Here is a 19,161-nt window from a genome sequence, read left to right as displayed (position 1 = left end):
TTTTAAATTTTTTGTAATAAAAAGGGTGCGTATAGCACCCTTTTAAAGTTGTGAACTTAAACGTAACTAAAGCATTATAAGCCAGCTGCCTCAAATGCAGCACTGACCAATTTTTGTGCATCGCTAATAATCAACTGTAAGTGCTTGTCATCAATAAAACTTTCAGCATAAATTTTGTAAATATCTTCCGTACCAGAGGGGCGAGCAGCAAACCAGCCATTTTCAGTGCAGACCTTAATCCCACCAATTGCAGCATTATTTCCTGGCGCGTGTGATAAAATTTGCGTAATTTCCTCACCCGCTAGCATATCTGTCGTGATAGCGTCTGGGGTTAATGATGTTAAGACCTGTTTTTGTTGTAAATTTGCGACAGCTTCAACACGACCATAACAAGGCTCACCTAGCTTTTGAGCTAGTTCTTGGTATAACTGATAAGGGTCTTTTCCAGTCACAGCAAGCATTTCTGCCGCGAGTAAGGTCATTATAAAACCGTCTTTATCTGTCGTCCAACAGCTACCGTCTCTAGCAATAAACGATGCGCCAGCACTTTCTTCACCGCCAAAGGCATAACTTGAATCATGTAAGCCATCAACAAACCATTTAAAGCCAACCGGCACCTCTGAAAGTGGCCGTTCAATAAGTTTAGCAACACGATCAATCAACGAGCTTGAAACTAAGGTTTTACCAATTTTACAACTCACTGGCCAATCTCTGTGAGTCATTAAATAGTGAATAGATACCGCTAAGTAATGATTTGGATTCATCAAACCACCACTTTTAGTGACAATACCATGGCGATCAAAATCAGGGTCGTTACCAACAGCAACATCAAACTTATCTTTTAAGGCAATTAAACCCGCCATAGCATATGGTGATGAGCAATCCATACGAATTTTGCCGTCTTTATCCAATGGCATAAATGCAAAACTAGCATCAACAACGGGGTTAACCACATCAAGTTTCAAACCATATTTTTTTGCAATAACCGGCCAATAGTGAATTCCTGAACCACCGAGAGGATCAACACCAATATGAACGCCAGCTTTTGCGATAGCTTGCATATCAATGACTTGACTTAATTCATCAACATAAAATTCAATAAAATTTTCTCGAGATAATAGCGGAGATTGCAAGGCTTGCGTAAAGTCAATACGTTTAACATCAACAAGCTTGTTAGCGATGATTTCATTAGCGCGTTGCTCTATAACTTGAGTTATTTCACCTTCCGCGGGACCTCCATGAGGAGGATTATACTTAATGCCGCCATCCGTTGGAGGGTTATGTGATGGCGTGATAATCAAGCCATCAGCTTTCGTTTTTTGCGTTTTATTATGCACTATGATTAAACGTGAAATCACTGGCGTTGGCGTAAAACCATCATCCGCTTGAATAACAACAGGTACATTATTAGCAACTAAGACTTCAATGGCAGTAGCAAATGCCGGCTCAGACAAAGCATGAGTATCTTTACCTAAATACAAAGGGCCTTGAAACCCTTGTTTTTGACGGTACTCTGCTACAGCTTGGCAAATTGCTTCGATATGCTGCTGATTAAAGCTTAATTTACTGGCACTTCCACGATGACCAGAAGTACCAAAACTGACTTTTTGTTCTGCAACACTGATATCAGGTGCTTGTAAAAAATAGTCACTGACTAAACGACCAATATTAATTCTGTCTTCCGGCCTAGCGGGTTTACCAGCATGATGATGAATTGTCATTTATGTTCCTTGTCTTATTTGCCATGTCGATTTATAAATCAATTTTAGCGAACTATCTTAGCGAACTTTCGAGTTGCTAAAGTAAATCGCGAATATCTTCTACATCTTGTTCGTTATAGCCTAGCGCACGGCCTACTTCTGTCAGCATCATTTTTTTACGCGTAGTGTTTGAATTCGTAATAACCCAAAATGGGCTATCAGGAATTTGACGTGGCTTAGTGCTGCTACCGCTTGCCGCTAATTCAGCTTCACTGGCGGCAAAATATAAACGATCACGACCTCTAATATTGCAAACGGTAGAAAAGTGCTGGTTATGCACACGATATAACGCCGCTAAAATCAATAAAAACCGCCCTACAGCTCCCCTTTGCATGGCTAACTCTTCTTTATTGATATAGTTGAATACCGTGCCATTACTGTCGGTGACAACAGGAGTAGCTTCAGTTGACTTTTCAACGACCACATCCGTAACCGGCTCAATTGTTTCTGATTCTACAGCAACCTCAGTATTGCTTTGTGCTGGTAACTTAATAAGACGACGTAATATCGACGATGCACTTTCGCCAATATACTGAGTATTTGAAGCTATATGCTGGTAAAGCTCTTCATCTATTTCGATGTTTTTCATTGATGACCCTAGGAAAATTATTATAGATCGCGACAAGATTATACTTACGTTAATAGCAAGTCTCTATAGTGGATTAACAAATGATAGAAATATTTTTTAAAACCCGTAATTCACGCCATTTTAATTCCAGCAGTAACAACTTAACGCAATGTAAAAAGGGCTAGTTTATCGGTTTTACAGAGTTCGACCTTAGTGTTTAATGCTATATATACCAATCATTGTCCTGTAAACCCTGTTTTCATCTGATTCTGCGCCATGAAAATAACCTTGATCGAGTCCAAGCTTAAATGAATACCGCACGGGGTTGCCCTGGCTTGACTATCTATACAGATTGGCTTGCATCAAAAACTAAAAACAAGCACAATTTCGCCGCATAAACAGCACAACACTTGCTAATAATTACATGATATAGCGCTAGACAGAGATAATAGAGAGAAATATGAGTCAGCTTTTAAATTACCAACAACTGGGCAGCGGTAAAGATATTATTCTAATACATGGTTTATTTGGCCGTCTAGAAAACCTTAATATGGTTGCCAAAGCGCTGTCAGAAAACTATCGCGTCACCAGTGTTGATGTTCGTAATCATGGCGACTCATTTCACAATGAGCTGATGGACTATCCATCTATGGCAAAAGATATTGTTGCAATAATGCAACATTTGGCTATCGAGAGCGCCATCATACTTGGGCATTCTATGGGGGGGAAGATAGCAATGGAGTTAGCGCTTACCTGCCCTGAACGAGTAGATAAACTTATTGTGGCAGATATCGCCCCGGTAGAATACCCGCCACATCACAACCAAATCATTGACGGACTAAAAGCCATAGATTTAAGCTCAGTAAAAGGACGTAAAGACGCAGATAAACAATTAGCGCATTATGTCGACAACCTCAGTGTTAGACAGTTTTTGCTTGGTAACTTAACCAGTAAGGATGGTCAATTCGTCTTTAAATGCGATATTGAAAATATCGACAAGAACTACCCGAATATTATGCGAACTTATCAAGGTAGCAACACTTACAGTGGCCCGACCTTATTTATTAAGGGAGCAAACTCAGATTATATCTTACCTGAACATAGAGCAGAAATAGTTAGGCTATTTCCACAAAGCCGTGCCCGCGTAATTCAAGGCGCTGGTCATTGGTTGCATGCTGAAAAAACCATAGCTTTTAATCGCAGTGTAGTGAACTTTTTAGCAACTTGATCACAAGTAAATGCCATTTGAGTTCGGTTATAAACTTATCAATTTATAGGCGCTAATTGATCTAGCTCTAATTTCAAGCAGTTAAATTTTGTGCAATTGAGATAATAAAATATTCTTTAGCGCTTTATTTTATTGGCTTCATAACCAAAGTGGCATTGATAAAACATACGCTAGTAAACAAAAATTAATGTGTTTAAAAGCAACGATATGCTATAGTGCGCCCTGAAAATTTTAGGGTTGATTATGTTAGCAGAACACTTTGAACTAGTTGAAGCCGTCGGGCTGAATTTATTTTTTGCTTTTATCTTTATTTTCATTGGGTTATCAATCCATGATGTAATGAAAAAAAACGATGTTCCTAAAATGGGGAAGGTTGTTGTTTATTTTGTATTATTTTTAGGATGTGCCGGCTTTATTGCTAAAGGTATCATTCAGTTTGTTTGGGAAAGCCAAGGCGTTGGATAAGTAAGTAATATAATGGCAAAAGAAGTAGCAGATTTAACAACCATTGACTTATTTAGCGATGAAAAGCGTCCAGGACGACCAAAAACGAATCCTCATTCGCGCAGTGTTCAAGTTAAAATAAACAAGCGTAATCAGGTAAAGCGTGATAAGAACAATGGTTTAAAGCGTGTTGAGTTTAAATTACACCTAAGTGTATTTGAACGCTTAGACGCTTTATCAAAAGATAAGGGTCTCAGTCGAAGTGAATTAATTGAAGCTTTATTAATTCAGTCGCTTGATGCCAATGAACATTAAAGTTTAGTTAGATATAAAAGGTTAGATTCATGGCAATTGTAGGTTTATTTTTCGGAAGTGATACAGGAAACACCGAAGCTGTAGGTAAAATGATCCAAAAAAAATTGGGTAAAAAGCTTGTTGATGTAAAAGATATCGCCAAGAGTACTAAAGAAGAAATCGCAGCATTCGATTTATTAATTTTAGGTATTCCTACTTGGTACTATGGTGAAAACCAATGTGACTGGGATGATTTCTTACCTGAGTTAGAAGAAATTGACTTTACTGATAAGTTAGTCGCTATTTTTGGCTTAGGCGATCAAGAAGACTACGCAGAGTACTTCTGTGATGCAATGGAGCCATTACGTGATATCGTTGAATCAAAAGGTGCAATTATTGTTGGTAACTGGCCAACACAAGGCTATGAATTTGAAGCCTCTAAAGGCTTAGTTGACGAAAATACTTTTATCGGTTTATGCATCGATGAAGACCGTCAACCAGAATTAACTGAAGCACGAGTTGATGCTTGGGTTAAACAAATTTATAACGAACTATGCTTAGCAGAGTTAGAAGACTAACTTATTATTCAATAGTTTATGCCCCTCCTAGGGTGGGTCATTATCGTAATAATATAAAGCCAGCTAACCGCTGGCTTTTTTGTTTACAACTTTTGCTCTGTCTTAAGCGAGCTTGTTACTTCTCAGTACTAACTCAGGCATTGCTAACTCAGACATTGCTATGAAATCAACGACTAAGCGGTATACCCACAGAAGTTATGCCATACAGAGCAAAAAATGACGTCAATTAGTATTAATTTTTAACACCAAACTTCTGCAAAATAGTCATCATTGGGCACCACTTAGTCAACGATGATTGCAGCAAGTTGACACCAATAAAAGCAGTAAACCACAACCAGTTGATTGAAAAGCTGATCGCAAGATATAACGATAGCAAGATCATAACACCGGCGATTAATCGTAACCATTCATTGATAGTCATATTTATTCTCCACACAAAAGTAGAACTAAAAAATTAGAAAAACCTAAATTAATAACTACTACATTAAAATATACTACATTAGCTTTTTCTTATTTAAAATTTACTAATATACAATGTTGCGCTAATATGTCAAATATAACTTTGTTGGTAGAGATTTACGCTGAGGTAAAATGAATATAAAACCTGCTGAACTGTCAGAAAATGCCAAAGAAGTGGCCGCTATACTAAAACTACTTTCAAACCATTATCGACTCATGATCCTCTGTTGCCTTGCCGATAGTGAACTTACCGTCGGTGATTTAAATAAACAAATTGATTTATCACAATCGGCCTTGTCGCAACATCTAACTAAACTCAGAGAAAATGGCTTAGTGGCAACAAGAAGGGAATCGCAAACTATTTATTACAGAATTCATAATGCTGAAATTAAGGATTTACTGTTTTATCTACAACAACAGTTTTGTGATAGTGCGCAAAGGAAAATAAGAAAATGACCAACCAACAAAATTTTACCCAGCGCTTAATTGGCTCAGTGTTAAATAGTAAGCTACCTTTGTTTTTACTCATACTTTCAATCGTTTCAGGCTTTATTGCGTTAAAATACACCCCAAGGGAAGAAGAGCCTCAAATTGTCGTTCCGATGATTGACATTATTGTCACAAGCCCCGGTATAAACGCCAATCAAGCAGCACGTTTAGTGACCACACCGCTGGAGAAGTTACTTTCACAAATTAGTGGCGTCGAACACGTTTATTCAATGACCAACAATGGCCAATCAGTGGTTACCTTAAGGTTTCATGTTGGAGAAAATAGAGAAAGTGCGTTACTCAATACTTATAACAAATTACACGCTAATACCAATAAAATTCCTGCACTGGTCAGTAGTTGGCGTGTTAGCCCCGTTGAGGTTGATGATGTTCCTATTGTTATGCTTGGCTTGTGGAGTGACTCTCCCGAACAAGTTGATGACTTTGCTTTAAGAAGGCTTGCTGAAGAAATCACTACCTTTTTACAAGCTATCGATGATACCAGTGAAGTTAATATTGTTGGCGGCCGTACACGAGAGATCCAAGTAAACCTCGATCCAGAGCAAATGACAGCGAGGCAGGTTACAACAGCCGATGTTATTAAGGCGATTCAATCATCCAACCAACTACAACATTTAGGTAATATTACTTTATCAAATAGCTCGGTTATTTTGGAAAGTGGCGATGTGTTTAGAGATAAAGACAGTTTGGCTGCTACGCCTATTTTAGTGGTCAATGGTGCGACGGTAATTTTGAAAGATATTGCTGCAATAGTTGATGGCCCGGCAGAACAACAGGCATACCACTGGTTAGATTTTACTAACGCCCACCCTAATAAAAATAGTCCTGATCACCCTTTTGTCACGATAAGTGTTGCGAAGCAAAAAGGTAGCAATGCCGTTAATGTTGCCGAAGCGGTACATGAAAAAATAGCACAGCTACAACAAAGTATTTTTCCACAAGGCGTACAGGTAGAGGTGCTTAGAGATTATGGCGAAACCGCCAATGAAAAAGTGAATAACTTAACCACCAGTTTGGCCTTCGCCGTTTTTACCGTGGTTGTTTTTATCGGTGTTTTTCTTGGCTGGCGCCCTGCTTTAGTGGTTGGACTCGCGGTACCTATTTGTTATGGCATCACATTATCATTAGATTTAGCCTTTGGTTATACCATCAATCGGGTAACACTTTTTGCGCTTATTTTATCGCTCGGTTTATTGGTTGATGACCCCATTACTGGCGTAGACAACATTGAACGTTACATAGCAAAAGGCAAAGGTAAGTTAAAAGATAAAATAGTCGATGCTATCAATGAAATACGCGTGCCATTGATCATGTCAACATTTACCATCGTACTGGCGTTTATTCCACTCGCCTTCATCACTGGCATGATGGGACCATACATGGCACCAATGGCATTCAATGTGCCTATGAGCGTCATTAGTAGTACGCTAGTAGCATTTCTAGTAACACCATGGTTAGCTGCTAAGTTAATTAAACCTAAAGTGGCGGCTGATACAAATCAACAAAACCATGGTTTTAGCCAATTCTACCGTCGAATGCTTACCCCTTTATTAGCGAGTAGAAAAAAAGGAAAGGCCGTTCTTTGGCTTTTATTGGCCTTATTCATTATCGCAGCCATGCTGCCAGTATTGCGCTTAGTTCCATTAAAGCTGTTACCTTTTGACAATAAAAATGAAGTGCAAATAATTGTCGATATGCCAGAAAGTGCCACATTAGAACAAACCGCAGCAATGACCAAAAAAGTTTCAAACATCATTCAACAACTGCCCGAAGTCAAAACAATCGCTAATTATGTCGGTGAATCTTCTCCAATCGATTTTAATGGTATGGTAAGGCAATATTACTTTCGACAAATGCCAAATACTGCTGATATCAGAGTTATTCTCGTTGATAAAACCGCCCGTGAACACCAATCACATGGCGTAGTTCTGAGAATGCGAGCATTGCTAGCGCCACTCAACACTGACGGTATTAAACTTAAGGTAGTTGAAGTGCCACCAGGGCCACCAGTAATGAGCACACTTGTAGCTGAGCTCTATGGCGATGAATATACCCAATATCAACAATTACGCGATGCCGCCACAATCGTGGCTAATAGGTTAGCATTAGAGCCTCATGTTGTTGAAGTAGACACTATGGTGGGTGACGACAAGCAAAAACTTCGCTTTATCACTGATAAAAATAAAGCGGCACTTTCAGGTGTTGCTACCAAAGATATCAATCAAGCGTTAGACATTGCTAATCAGGGCGAGATTGTCAGCTTCATGCACGATGAAGATAATGCCACTCCACTGGCAATAAAGTTACAGCTACCAATAGCGCAACGCTCCACGGTGAGCGACTTACAACGCATTACGGTTAAAGGACAATCAGGCATCGTTCAACAAACCACAGCACAAGGCATTGATTTAGCCCCACAGTCTCTAGTTGCACTTGGAGAGCTTGGCTATTTTGCAACGTCAATAAATGATAAACCTATCTATCATAAAGATCTAAAGCCTGCCGTGTATATCACTGCTGATATCTCAGGAAGAACCCCAGGAGAAATTATTGCTGATGTTAGTGCCGATTTAAACAGTGCCAATGCTGCACAGGATTGGCAAGCCAGAACCTTCTTAACTAACGGCGGCGGCAATACTTGGTCACTGCCGAATAATGTCGAGCTGGTATGGAGTGGTGAAGGCGAATGGCGCATTACTATCAGAGTATTTCGAGACATGGGGTTAGCATTTGCTTTTGCTTTACTGGCGATTTATATCGTTTTGCGTATACAAACCAAATCTGCTGCCTTATCAGGCATTATTATGTCGGCAATTCCTTTAACAGTGATTGGTATTATGCCAGGTTTTTTATTGTTAAATCAGTTTGGTGAGCGTGAAATTGCCGGAGCCCCTGAGCCGGTCTTATTCACCGCTACGGCTATGATAGGTATGATTGCTCTTGCCGGTATTGTGGTACGTAACTCTCTAATATTGATTGAGTTTATTACTCAAGCTCGCAATACTGGAGAAACAATTAATGAAGCATTAATTCAAGCCGGAGCAGTAAGAATGCGCCCTGTGCTATTAACCGCAGGCACCACATTGTTAGGTAATTTAATTATCACCCTAGACCCAGTATTTAGTGGTTTAGCTATAGCGATTATTTTTGGCATTATTTCTTCAACTTTATTTACCTTGCTTGTCGTCCCAATCGTTTACGCACTCATTTTTGATAAGCCACAAAGTACGGCTAACACCGAGGAACTATCATGAACACCACGCTAATTAAGAAAGCTTTCATTCCTGTTATTGCCATCATCATTTTATTAGCTATGGTTGCTTGGCTTGCGGGTTCATTTGATGAAAAAATTGCACCAAAACTCCAAGGTAACCAGCACCTAAAAAGTTCAGTGCCAATTAGCGAGCAATTTATTGTCTCATACCAAGAACTAATAGCTTATGAACCGGTTTCAGCCGGTATTGAAGCGAAGCAAGCGACTATAATCTCCTCTCGACTTTTAGCTAGAATTGAGCAAATAAAGGTCCGTGCAGGAGACACTGTTGCACTGGGCGATGTATTGATTGAGCTTGAAAAATCTGACTTATTAGCCTTAGTGTCGCAAGCACAAGAACGTATCAATAGCGTCTCTGCTCGTTACTATGAAGTAGAAAAAAGCTTAACACGAGCCAAAAAGCTCTATAGTAATAAATTGCTCTCCACCGCTGAACTTGATAGCCAAAAAGCAAGTTTTCAAAGCATTAAAGCTGAGTTAACCGCGGCTAAACAGGCACGACAACAGGCACAGTCTACCTTGGCTTACGCTACAATTACCGCACCAATTGATGGTAAAGTTGTAAATCGTTTTGCTGAACCGGGTGATACGGCACAGCTAGGTAAAAAATTACTCGCCATTTATAACCCTCTAACACTTAGGGTTGAAGCAAACGTTAGGGAGCAGCTCGCCATCACTTTACAACAGGGGCAAACTATTCAAGTAGAAGTGCCATCAATTAAGCAAACATTAAGTGCACAAATTGAAGAAATAGTACCTGCAGCAAATACCGCTTCACGTAGTTTTTTAATCAAAGCAAGTATTAGCAACAACCTAAAGCTACTACCAGGTATGTATGCCAAAATGCTGATCCCGACAGAGTCACAGCAAGTGTTACAAGTGCCGAGCAATAAAATCGTCAGCATAGGACAGCTAAACGTTGTCTGGATAGAAGAAAATGGTGAGTTACAACGCAGGTTCGTACGTTTAGGGAAACACAGTAGTGAGACTATGACCATCGTATTATCAGGGTTAAATGCTGGTGACACCGTAATTAATCCCCCCAATACCGAAGGGTAAATAACCTGAGTCCGTGATAAGTAAAATAAGCGCAATCACTTAAAAATATTGATTAGCGGTGTGTTATTTAAATAAAAAGAGCTTTGTTAATCACAAAGCTCTTTCATATTGTAAAATAGGTTAACTCGTTGCTATGACTAAACTAGCTACCGAATCACGGCACTTTAGCCGTTAAAGTTTAAATTTAGATAATTGGCTACTTAGTTCATACGCAAGTTCAAGCAACTCTTCACTAATTTGCTTACCTTTTATCGCATCTTCACTTGATTGTTCTGCGGCGTTACTGATATCAACAACATTCTTATTGATTTCATCAGCAGCAATATTTTGTTGTTTAGCTGCATCTGAAATCTGGCAGTTGAGTTCATCAAGTTCACGAATTTGCTTAGCAATACCTTCAAGTAAACTCGCAACATCAGTCACATCTTGTGCTTTTTCACTGGCTTGCTCACTCACCACATTCATCGAAGTTACCGCTTGTTTTGCATCAACTTGCAAACTGCCGATAGTCGCTTGAATTTGATCTATAGATTCACGTGTTCTCGTTGCCAAGCTTCTAACTTCACTTGCCACTACCGCAAAACCTCGTCCATGCTCGCCTGCACGGGCAGCCTCAATAGCGGCATTAAGCGCTAGTAAGTTAGTTTGCTCGGCAATACCCGTAATAACGTCAAGTACACTGCCAACTTCATTAGTTTTATTACTTAATTCTGTGATCATCGAGGTATTTTCAATAACTTGATCGCGCAGTTGATTAATGCCAGTTTTAGCACTATCAACCAATACCAAACCTTGCGATGCACTTTCACTAGCACTAACCGACTTTTCAGCGGCCATCTCTGTATTGCTCTGTACGTCATCTGCAGAAGCATCAAGTTCATTAATGGCTGCGGCAACAGAGTCTGTACCGTTTTTTTGTTGCAGTACTGCTTCTCGAGTTAAAGTAGAAATTTCATCGACATTTTTTGCTGAGCCAATAAGCTGCTCAGTAGCACTTGAAAATGAGAGAAAACTCACTTTAAATTTATCCATCATGCTATTAAGTGCCGCACTCACAGCACCTAATTCATCATCATAATGCACTTTAATAGTTTTCTTTAAATCAAGGTTTTTCTCAACATCATTAATCGTATGCTTTAAACGACGTAAACGCGAAATAACCAATTTACTGAACATAAAGCTTAGTAAAGCGAAACAGATCACGGTGATAATAAGCTGTAAAATACCTGCGTGAATAATAGATTGGTTTATTTCTTTATTAACCGTGGTTAAATCGTAAGTAATTTTAACTGCACCGAGAATTTCATTTTCAGGTACCTGATGACAGGTTAAGCAATTAGTACCGCGATAATCACTACTCGCACGGATCGGCATGATAAAGCTCATCATATCTTTACCATCTTGCACTATATGTTTAAACTCTTTATTACCGAGTAAACCACTGCGCTCAAACTTATTGTTTGCCGCTTGCTCATCAAAACCTTTGCCAAAGGTTTTAATTAATGCAGGCGCTCTGATAATTCGAGCTTCAACGATTTCTTCTTGGCTTAACGCTTTTTGTTGAGCAATTTTTCTATTAGCGACAGTGCCGGTTAACATCATGGTGTTAACCGAATCAAAATAGTTCAAGGCAAGGTTCTCTAAATTACTCTTGACAAATTTCTCACTGAGTTCCTTTTCATCGAACCAGAAAAAAATCACCGTGGTACTTAGAAAGATAATGGCAAATAGTATCAAAATAATATTTATTTTTTTTGCTAAAGAAAGCTGAATTATCATATTGTAATCATCCCGATTAAAATAAAAAATGAGTTCAAATAATTCTCGAGTATAAATAAAAATTATTAACAATAACAATCAACTTGCGGTTAACTCCCCTGCCATTACAAAAAATATGCCTATTGTTTGTTCTACTTCAACTATTAGGCTAATAATTTACGACGTATGTACAATTTTCTATTGAGTTTAGCAACAATTTCACCTTGCGCATCTTTAACATAAACAGGTATTTCAGGCAGGTATTTTTCGCCTTGTGCGGTATGCTGTAAAATATCTTCAATCAAGGCATCGGTGATCAAAAAATCAGCGGTAACCGTCCCTTTACCCGGTTTGATATAATCAATATCTGCAGATTTATCCCACACAATATAATCATTGCCTAATCGCGCCATTACCATCAGCATACAAAAGGGATCTGTCATCGCATATAATGAACCACCAAAATGAACACCAACCGCATTTTTATTAAATAGACTTAACTTTAGACGCACTTTTGCTTTGCGAAAGTCGTCAGAAATATCAACAACACGAATCCCAGTAAATAGAAACGGCGGCCAAATATTCAATAACAATTTCATTTGCCAAGCTTTTTTAAACATATAATTTCCTTCGAAAGCAATATAAACATATGAGTACCCATATAAAGCGTATGGTTTATAGGGTAAAACTCATCAGACCAGAAAAATATTATGACGTTTTAAGCCAGTAAAACCAACAAAATAGATAATCATTTACAACTAACGCTTTCAACCAAGCGCATAACCTCCTATAATTTTCCCTAAATTGAAAGCCCGATGTAGAGATTTAAATAAATGCCTGAACAAAATGAAGAATTAAAAAGAGCCGGATTAAAGATCACTTTACCGCGCATTAAAATATTGGCTATTTTACAAAATCCAAACAACCAACACATCAGTGCTGAAGATGTATATAAAATATTGCTTGAGCAAAATGAAGAAATTGGTTTAGCTACCGTATACCGTGTATTAAACCAATTTGATGACGCTGGCATTGTCACTCGTCATCACTTTGAAGGCGGTAAGTCGGTATTTGAATTAAGCCATAAAAAGCATCATGACCATTTAGTTTGTCTCAATTGTGGCAAAGTGGTTGAGTTTGAAGATGACGTCATTGAACAACGCCAAGAAGATATTGCTAAATCACATAAAGTTAAACTAACTAATCACAGTCTATACTTGTACGGTGAATGTGAAGACGAGGTAGCTTGTGAAAAATACCGTAAAGCTCAATTTTAAATTATCTTAACAAGGTTAACATGCTAAGCCCTAATTATTCAGTTAATTAGGGCTTTTTATTGCTTACCATCTATCTTCCCTCATATATCTATTCCTGATGCAAACTGATGGGCTTTCTCATTTGTTAACACTTGTGAATTAAAAAAAACTATCATGATCATATAATCAATCAATTTACCATATATGATTTATTCAACTAAGCTAATGCTGTCATTATTCATAATTAGTGAGAGGAATATATCATGAAGAAAAAGCTGACCACCAGTGCGGGTTGTCCTGTTGCAGATAATCAAAATGTTTTAACCGCAGGTAAACGTGGCCCACAATTACTGCAAGATGTATGGTTTTTAGAAAAACTAGCACACTTTGATCGCGAGGTCATTCCAGAGCGACGCATGCATGCCAAAGGCTCAAGTGCTTATGGTACTTTCACTGTTACTCACGATATCAGTCAGTACACTAAGGCAAAAATATTCTCTGAAATAGGTAAACAAACTGAATTTTTTGCTCGCTTTAGTACCGTTGCCGGTGAACGCGGCGCGGCTGATGCTGAACGGGATATTAGAGGTTTTGCATTAAAATTTTATACTGAAGAAGGTAACTGGGATATGGTCGGTAATAATACCCCGGTTTTCTTTTTACGTGACCCGTTAAAATTTCCTGACTTAAACCACGCGGTGAAACGCGACCCTAAAACCAATATGCGCAGCGCTCAAAATAATTGGGATTTTTGGACCTCATTACCTGAAGCATTACACCAAGTAACCATAGTGATGAGTGATCGTGGTATTCCTGCTAGCTATCGTCATATGCATGGCTTTGGTAGCCATACCTTCAGCTTAATTAATGCTGATAACGAACGCTTTTGGGTGAAGTTCCACTTTAGATCGAATCAAGGTATTAAGAACTTAACTGACGCTGAAGCAAATAGAATCATTGGTGAAGACCGAGAAAGTCATCAAGCAGATCTATTTAACACCATAGAAGCTGGCGAAAAACCGTCTTGGCAGCTGAAAATCCAAGTAATGACCGATGAACAAGCACAAAACTCTCCTTACAACCCTTTCGATTTAACGAAAGTATGGCCACATGGCGATTACCCATTAATTGATGTTGGTGTTCTAGAGTTAAATAAAAACCCAGAAAACTACTTTGCCGAAGTTGAACAAGCGGCATTTAATCCGGCTAACATTGTACCCGGTATTAGCTTCTCACCCGATAAAATGTTGCAAGGACGACTATTTTCATATGGTGATGCACAGCGCTATCGCTTAGGTGTCAATCATAACTCAATCCCAGTAAATGCACCGCGCTGCCCTGTACACAGTTATCACCGTGATGGCGCAATGCGTGTTGATGGTAACCATGGTGGCACTATTGGCTATGAACCAAACAGCGAAAATGAGTGGCAAGAACAACCTGACTTTTCAGAGCCACCGTTAAGTTTATCTGGTGCAGCAGCTCGATGGGATCACCGTGAAGATGAAGATTACTACTCGCAGCCTGGAGCATTATTTAATTTAATGACAGCAGAGCAGCAGCAAGTGCTATTTACTAATACCGCTAGCTCAATTGGTGGTGCTTCTTTAGCAGTACAAAAACGCCACATTGGTAACTGTTTGAAAGCATCACAAGCTTATGGTGAAGGTATTGCTAAAGCACTTAATATAGCGTTAAGTGATATTTAAGCTAAATAAACAGATAGATAGTGAATAAAAATTCAGCAGGTATTACGCGCTAATACCTGCTGCTTTCTCTACACTTACTCAGTATAACTCTGTCAATATTAGCAAGCGGCTCGGTGAGTTACTGATAGATAATATTATGATGTTTTATCCAGCCAGATTTATGCTCAGCTACATTTGCACTTTTATGTGTCCAGTGCACTAATCCACCAAAGCGATTCCACTGGTAAACGCCATAAAACTCTACCAGATCACCAATTTTTAACTGATTTATCCGCTGAGATAGATCAATATTGTGTACAACCACAACTGATTTATTAGGCTTGAGCTTAACGGTAAATTTTTGATGCCGACTGCCTTTTCGATCATCCGCGAATACTTTTACCACGACACCTTTACCATGAAAATATTGCTTACTCATCAAAACCTTACTTTTGAAAAATCAATATAACCACTTGTTCATCACGACAAGCTAGCCCCCGTTATCATCAATAGTTATATTACTTATTAACGAATACCAGCGATACCTTAAATACTAAAACACTCACCACGTTAACGATTCAGCCATAGCCAAAAATACAATTGCCACTAACAAACACCGTCAGCTTTAGCCTCACAGCTACTCAGATAACAATATACTTTTAGCCAGCAAAATAATAAGTTAATCAGCACTGTGGACCTAAAGTACCATTCAATAAATTATCACTATACGACATGCTGTTTAGTATCAACAACTGCATTTATTAGCTTTTTACTCATGGAAATTACTATGCATAAACATTTAATTGCTTTGACTCTCATTTTCAGCTCTTTTTTGAGTGCTAACAGCCTAGCTGCTTTCTCGCCATTAACCAATTTTGGTAATAATCCAGGTGAACTAACAGCAAGTTACTTCAAGGGTGAAAATCATAATAACAACCTAGTTGTGTTATTACATGGCTGTGTTCAACAAGGAGAAGAGCTAGCGCAACAGAGCGGTTTACTTGCACTAGCAAAACAAAAACAGTTCTCCTTACTGATCCCACAACAAAGCGAAAACAACAATATTAAGGCCTGTTTTAATTGGTTTTCCAAACAAGACATTGAAAAAGATCAAGGTGAAAGCCTATCAATTAAAAACATGATCGCAGCGGTAAATGCCGAGAAAAATTTTAATAATATCTACATCATAGGTCTTTCAGCCGGCGGGGCAATGGCGAGTTCAATGCTGGTAAATTATCCCGAGGTTTTTACCGCTGGTGCCATAGTTGCCGGTATTCCCTACCCTTGCGCCAATAATCTAATTACCGCCATTGCCTGTATGCGCAGTGGCCCTTCGCAAGAACCTGAGGAATTAACGACATTAGTCAAAAAGATAAACAACACAGAAGCTAACTGGCCAACTCTGTCAGTATGGACCGGCAATCAAGATACTGTGGTTAACCCAAAAAATGCCCAATATCTTGCTAAGCATTGGGCACAACTCAATCAATCACCCAAGCCAACAGTGACTAAACATTCAGGTTATACAATCACCCAATGGCAAGGAAAAGATAAAAAAGTGCTGGTCGAACTCGTCGAAATAGAAAACATGGATCATGGTATTGCTGTTGCGCCAGCACTCAGCAATGGTGGTAGCGAGGCACCATTTGTCATTAAAACACCAGTGAGTACAATTTTATATTTACTCAACAGCTGGAAAATATAAAAACGCTTAATAAAAGTAAAAAAACAGTAAATAGTTACGAGCAAAACTAGAATATAAAACAAGTTTTACAATAACTTAAATAAAAACAATGTCGACATACTACTATAGTACAAATTATCTTATAGCAAATTTACTATAGAGTTTTATCCACACCAATAAAAAACAATAAAGTGCATAAATTAGCGATTTATTAGACATAAGATACGGGGAAAATTATGAAACAATACACCACAAAGTTGAGTTATTTAGCCATAACTATTTCAGCGATTCTAAGCAGTCAAAGTATTATGGCCGCAGAAGTTAATCAAGCACTTAAAGATGATCCAACATTAGAGCGCATTGAAGTTACCGCACGTAAATCTGTTGAGAGTTTACAAGAAGTGCCTGTCACCATGACTTCTCTCAGTGCCGACGAATTAGCAGAAAGAGGCATTGAAACCATCACTGAAGTTCAACAGTTTTCTCCTAACACTACGCTGCAACGTAGTCGTGGTACTAACTCAACAATTACGGCCTTTATTCGTGGTGTAGGTCAACAAGACCCACTTTGGGGTTACGAAGCAGGTGTTGGTATTTATATTGATGATGTTTACATTGCTCGCCCACAAGGCGCAGTGCTTGACCTTCTCGATATTGAACGCGTTGAAGTACTACGCGGACCGCAAGGTACTCTTTACGGAAAAAACACCATTGGGGGTGCAATAAAGTATGTCACGAAGGAAATGTCCGGTGATGCTGAGTTTAAAATTCAAGGCACCGTAGGTCAGTACAATCAAAAAGATATAAAATTAACCGGTCAATATCCGATCATAGCTGACAAACTTTATGTCGGTTTTGGTTTCGCCAGTATGCAACGCGATGGCTACGGTGAGTTCCTCACCTCTGACTTACCCAATCAAGATAAAGAGAATTACAATAAAGATCTGATGGCAAGTCGTATTAGCCTTGAGTATCATGCAAGCGATGATTTACTTTTCAGTTTCGATTGGGACAAAACAACTGACGATTCAAACGCTAAAGGGGGCTATCGTTTACTACCAAGTATATTAACTGATGCCCCTGTACCTGATGATTTTTATGATTCTTACACCAGTTTACCAACGTGGAATGAAGTAGAACTAGAAGGTATTAGCTTTACCGCTAAATGGGATGTGAGTGATACTACAAGCCTCAAGTATGTTTTTTCATCACGTGACAGTTACTCACCAACCAATATCGATTTTGATAATACTTCTTTAAGAATTTTTGATGTTCCGGCAATTTATGACGACAAACAAAAAACACATGAAATTCAAGTAAACAACAGTGGCGACAACTACAAATTTGTCTCAGGCTTATATTACTATGACGGTGAATCTTGCGGACAATTTGAAGCTATTTTAGAAGAGCTTGGGAAAACAGCTTTTGGTACACCGGGCTTAACCCGTGAAGTTAGCGGCTGTAGCAACTCAAAAAGTACTGCACTGTATGCACAAATCAGTTACGACCTCTCCGAAAAATGGTCGGTTACTGCTGGTGCTCGATACACAAAAGATGAAAAATCAGCCTTAGTTCGCAATGGCTTGATCTTTGACACTGTTTATCCTGAATCAGGTTGGATCGATGGCTATATTCGACCAGAAGGCGAATTAGTCCCTGTTGTACTTGATGATGAAAAAGACTGGTCTAAGTTTACTCCACGTATTGGCGTTGAATACCAAGCAAATAGCGATTTGATGTTTTTTACCAGCTTTGCCCAAGGCTTTAAATCAGGTACCTTTAACCCTCGAGCTACCGCTGCAGAGCCAGCAGCAAACCCTGAAGATGTTGATTCATTTGAAATAGGTATGAAGAGTGAATGGTTCGAAAACCGCTTACGTGCCAATATCACACTATTCTCACTTGATCATAAAGACCGCCAATACATTTCGGTATTACCAAGTGAAGATGCCAGTGTTTTAAATCAACGCTTAGGTAATATTGGTAGCTCTGATGCAACCGGTATCGAAGCTGAATTTACTTATCTAGCCACTGATGACTTAATGTTATCAGCTAGCTTTGGTTTTATTGATTCTGAATTTAAAGATGTTATCGATACTGATCCGGTTACTGGAGTAGAGTTTGATAAATCAGATAGATTCTCAATTTCAAATACACCTGACTACACCTTTAATTTGGGGGTAAATTACACTATCGAATCAACAGTGGGTGATTTTATTATTAATGCCAGTTATTACTATCGAGATGATTATGTTTTATTCGAAGAAGATAGTTTATTAACACAAGATGGTTACGGCTTAGCTAATATGAGTGTGGTTTGGTACAGCGATGACGGTAATTGGAATGCCGGTGTACATGTTAAAAACTTAACCGATGAAGAGTACATGGTTGGCGGTTATCAATTCGTCGCTCCACTTGAAGATGGCGGTTATGCACCAGGGTTAGGCGGTGATAATACCCTCATTGGTTATTACGGCGACCCTAGAACAGTATCTTTGACTGTTGGATACCAATTTTAACTGCTTATGTTATTGTTTTAACAACTGAGTTAATAGCGAAAATAAAGAGCTGAATTATTCAGCTCTTTTTCATCGACTAGCC

General features: G+C 38.8%; 17 protein-coding genes. 11 read left to right on the top strand and 6 right to left on the bottom strand.

Annotated features, from left to right (window positions below):
* Window positions 1-74: 74 nt before the first annotated feature.
* Entirely contained in the window at window positions 75-1,721 is a 1,647-nt protein-coding gene (gene pgm, locus B0169_RS17425; RefSeq protein WP_077288187.1) for a phosphoglucomutase (alpha-D-glucose-1,6-bisphosphate-dependent), read from the bottom strand.
* Window positions 1,722-1,797: 76 nt separating this feature from the next.
* A complete protein-coding gene (gene seqA, locus B0169_RS17420) occupies window positions 1,798-2,349 on the bottom strand; it encodes a replication initiation negative regulator SeqA (protein ID WP_077288186.1) in 552 nt (183 codons plus the stop codon).
* A gap of 439 nt (window positions 2,350-2,788) precedes the next feature.
* Between seqA and B0169_RS17415 the strand changes: the two genes are divergently transcribed.
* From B0169_RS17415 to fldA, 4 genes are all read left to right on the top strand, one after another.
* Complete coding sequence (locus B0169_RS17415) at window positions 2,789-3,556, top strand: alpha/beta fold hydrolase (protein ID WP_077288185.1); 768 nt, start codon at window positions 2,789-2,791, stop codon at window positions 3,554-3,556.
* A gap of 243 nt (window positions 3,557-3,799) precedes the next feature.
* Window positions 3,800-4,021, top strand: coding sequence for a DUF2788 domain-containing protein (locus B0169_RS17410; RefSeq protein WP_077288184.1), 222 nt, complete (start codon window positions 3,800-3,802; stop codon window positions 4,019-4,021).
* Window positions 4,022-4,033: 12 nt separating this feature from the next.
* Window positions 4,034-4,315: a LexA regulated protein gene (gene ybfE / locus B0169_RS17405; RefSeq protein ID WP_077288183.1), complete on the top strand. Its 282-nt coding sequence runs from the start codon at window positions 4,034-4,036 to the stop codon at window positions 4,313-4,315.
* Window positions 4,316-4,344: 29 nt separating this feature from the next.
* A complete protein-coding gene (gene fldA, locus B0169_RS17400; protein ID WP_077288182.1) occupies window positions 4,345-4,872 on the top strand; it encodes a flavodoxin FldA in 528 nt (175 codons plus the stop codon).
* A 232-nt stretch (window positions 4,873-5,104) separates the two neighbouring features.
* Here the strand turns inward: fldA and B0169_RS17395 are convergent, their stop codons facing one another.
* A complete protein-coding gene (locus tag B0169_RS17395) occupies window positions 5,105-5,293 on the bottom strand; it encodes a YgaP family membrane protein (RefSeq protein ID WP_077288181.1) in 189 nt (62 codons plus the stop codon).
* 170 nt (window positions 5,294-5,463) lie between these two features.
* Here B0169_RS17395 and B0169_RS17390 point away from each other — a divergent pair, with 170 nt between their 5' ends.
* Genes B0169_RS17390 through B0169_RS17380 form a run of 3 tightly spaced genes read left to right on the top strand, consistent with a single transcriptional unit; the run spans window position 5,464 to window position 10,174 of the window.
* Entirely contained in the window at window positions 5,464-5,787 is a 324-nt protein-coding gene (locus B0169_RS17390) for an ArsR/SmtB family transcription factor (RefSeq protein ID WP_077288180.1), read from the top strand.
* Window positions 5,784-9,095, top strand: coding sequence for an efflux RND transporter permease subunit (locus tag B0169_RS17385; protein WP_077288179.1), 3,312 nt, complete (start codon window positions 5,784-5,786; stop codon window positions 9,093-9,095). The genes B0169_RS17390 and B0169_RS17385 overlap by 4 nt, the downstream gene beginning before the upstream one ends.
* Window positions 9,092-10,174: an efflux RND transporter periplasmic adaptor subunit gene (locus B0169_RS17380; RefSeq protein ID WP_077288178.1), complete on the top strand. Its 1,083-nt coding sequence runs from the start codon at window positions 9,092-9,094 to the stop codon at window positions 10,172-10,174. Before B0169_RS17385 ends, B0169_RS17380 begins: the two co-directional genes overlap by 4 nt.
* A gap of 171 nt (window positions 10,175-10,345) precedes the next feature.
* On the opposite strand, the gene B0169_RS17375 is transcribed toward B0169_RS17380, so the two are convergent.
* Window positions 10,346-11,953: a methyl-accepting chemotaxis protein gene (locus B0169_RS17375; RefSeq protein ID WP_143323592.1), complete on the bottom strand. Its 1,608-nt coding sequence runs from the start codon at window positions 11,951-11,953 to the stop codon at window positions 10,346-10,348.
* A 143-nt stretch (window positions 11,954-12,096) separates the two neighbouring features.
* Window positions 12,097-12,552: a DUF4442 domain-containing protein gene (locus tag B0169_RS17370; protein WP_077288176.1), complete on the bottom strand. Its 456-nt coding sequence runs from the start codon at window positions 12,550-12,552 to the stop codon at window positions 12,097-12,099.
* Between the two features lie 213 nt (window positions 12,553-12,765).
* On the opposite strand from B0169_RS17370, the gene fur reads away from it, so the two are divergent.
* A complete protein-coding gene (fur, locus tag B0169_RS17365; RefSeq protein ID WP_077288175.1) occupies window positions 12,766-13,209 on the top strand; it encodes a ferric iron uptake transcriptional regulator in 444 nt (147 codons plus the stop codon).
* A gap of 239 nt (window positions 13,210-13,448) precedes the next feature.
* The gene (locus B0169_RS17360; protein WP_459562017.1) at window positions 13,449-14,897 is read left to right on the top strand and encodes a catalase; all 1,449 of its coding nucleotides are present in this window, start codon (window positions 13,449-13,451) and stop codon (window positions 14,895-14,897) included.
* A gap of 118 nt (window positions 14,898-15,015) precedes the next feature.
* Here B0169_RS17360 and B0169_RS17355 read toward each other — a convergent pair whose 3' ends face one another.
* A complete protein-coding gene (locus tag B0169_RS17355) occupies window positions 15,016-15,315 on the bottom strand; it encodes a DUF3465 domain-containing protein (RefSeq protein ID WP_077288173.1) in 300 nt (99 codons plus the stop codon).
* 348 nt (window positions 15,316-15,663) lie between these two features.
* Here B0169_RS17355 and B0169_RS17350 point away from each other — a divergent pair, with 348 nt between their 5' ends.
* Both B0169_RS17350 and B0169_RS17345 read left to right on the top strand, forming a co-directional pair.
* Window positions 15,664-16,581 carry an extracellular catalytic domain type 1 short-chain-length polyhydroxyalkanoate depolymerase gene (locus tag B0169_RS17350; RefSeq protein WP_077288218.1) on the top strand — a complete coding sequence of 306 codons (918 nt, stop codon included), beginning with the start codon at window positions 15,664-15,666 and terminating at the stop codon, window positions 16,579-16,581.
* 215 nt (window positions 16,582-16,796) lie between these two features.
* On the top strand, window positions 16,797-19,079 hold the full coding sequence (locus B0169_RS17345) for a TonB-dependent receptor (protein WP_077288172.1): 2,283 nt from the start codon (window positions 16,797-16,799) through the stop codon (window positions 19,077-19,079).
* The last annotated feature ends 82 nt before the right edge of the window (window positions 19,080-19,161 follow it).

This window comes from Cognaticolwellia aestuarii (genome assembly GCF_002000025.1).
GTDB lineage: Bacteria > Pseudomonadota > Gammaproteobacteria > Enterobacterales > Alteromonadaceae > Cognaticolwellia > Cognaticolwellia aestuarii.
Note: the sequence above shows the minus strand (reverse complement) of the source record. Positions and strands in the feature narration are given on the sequence as shown.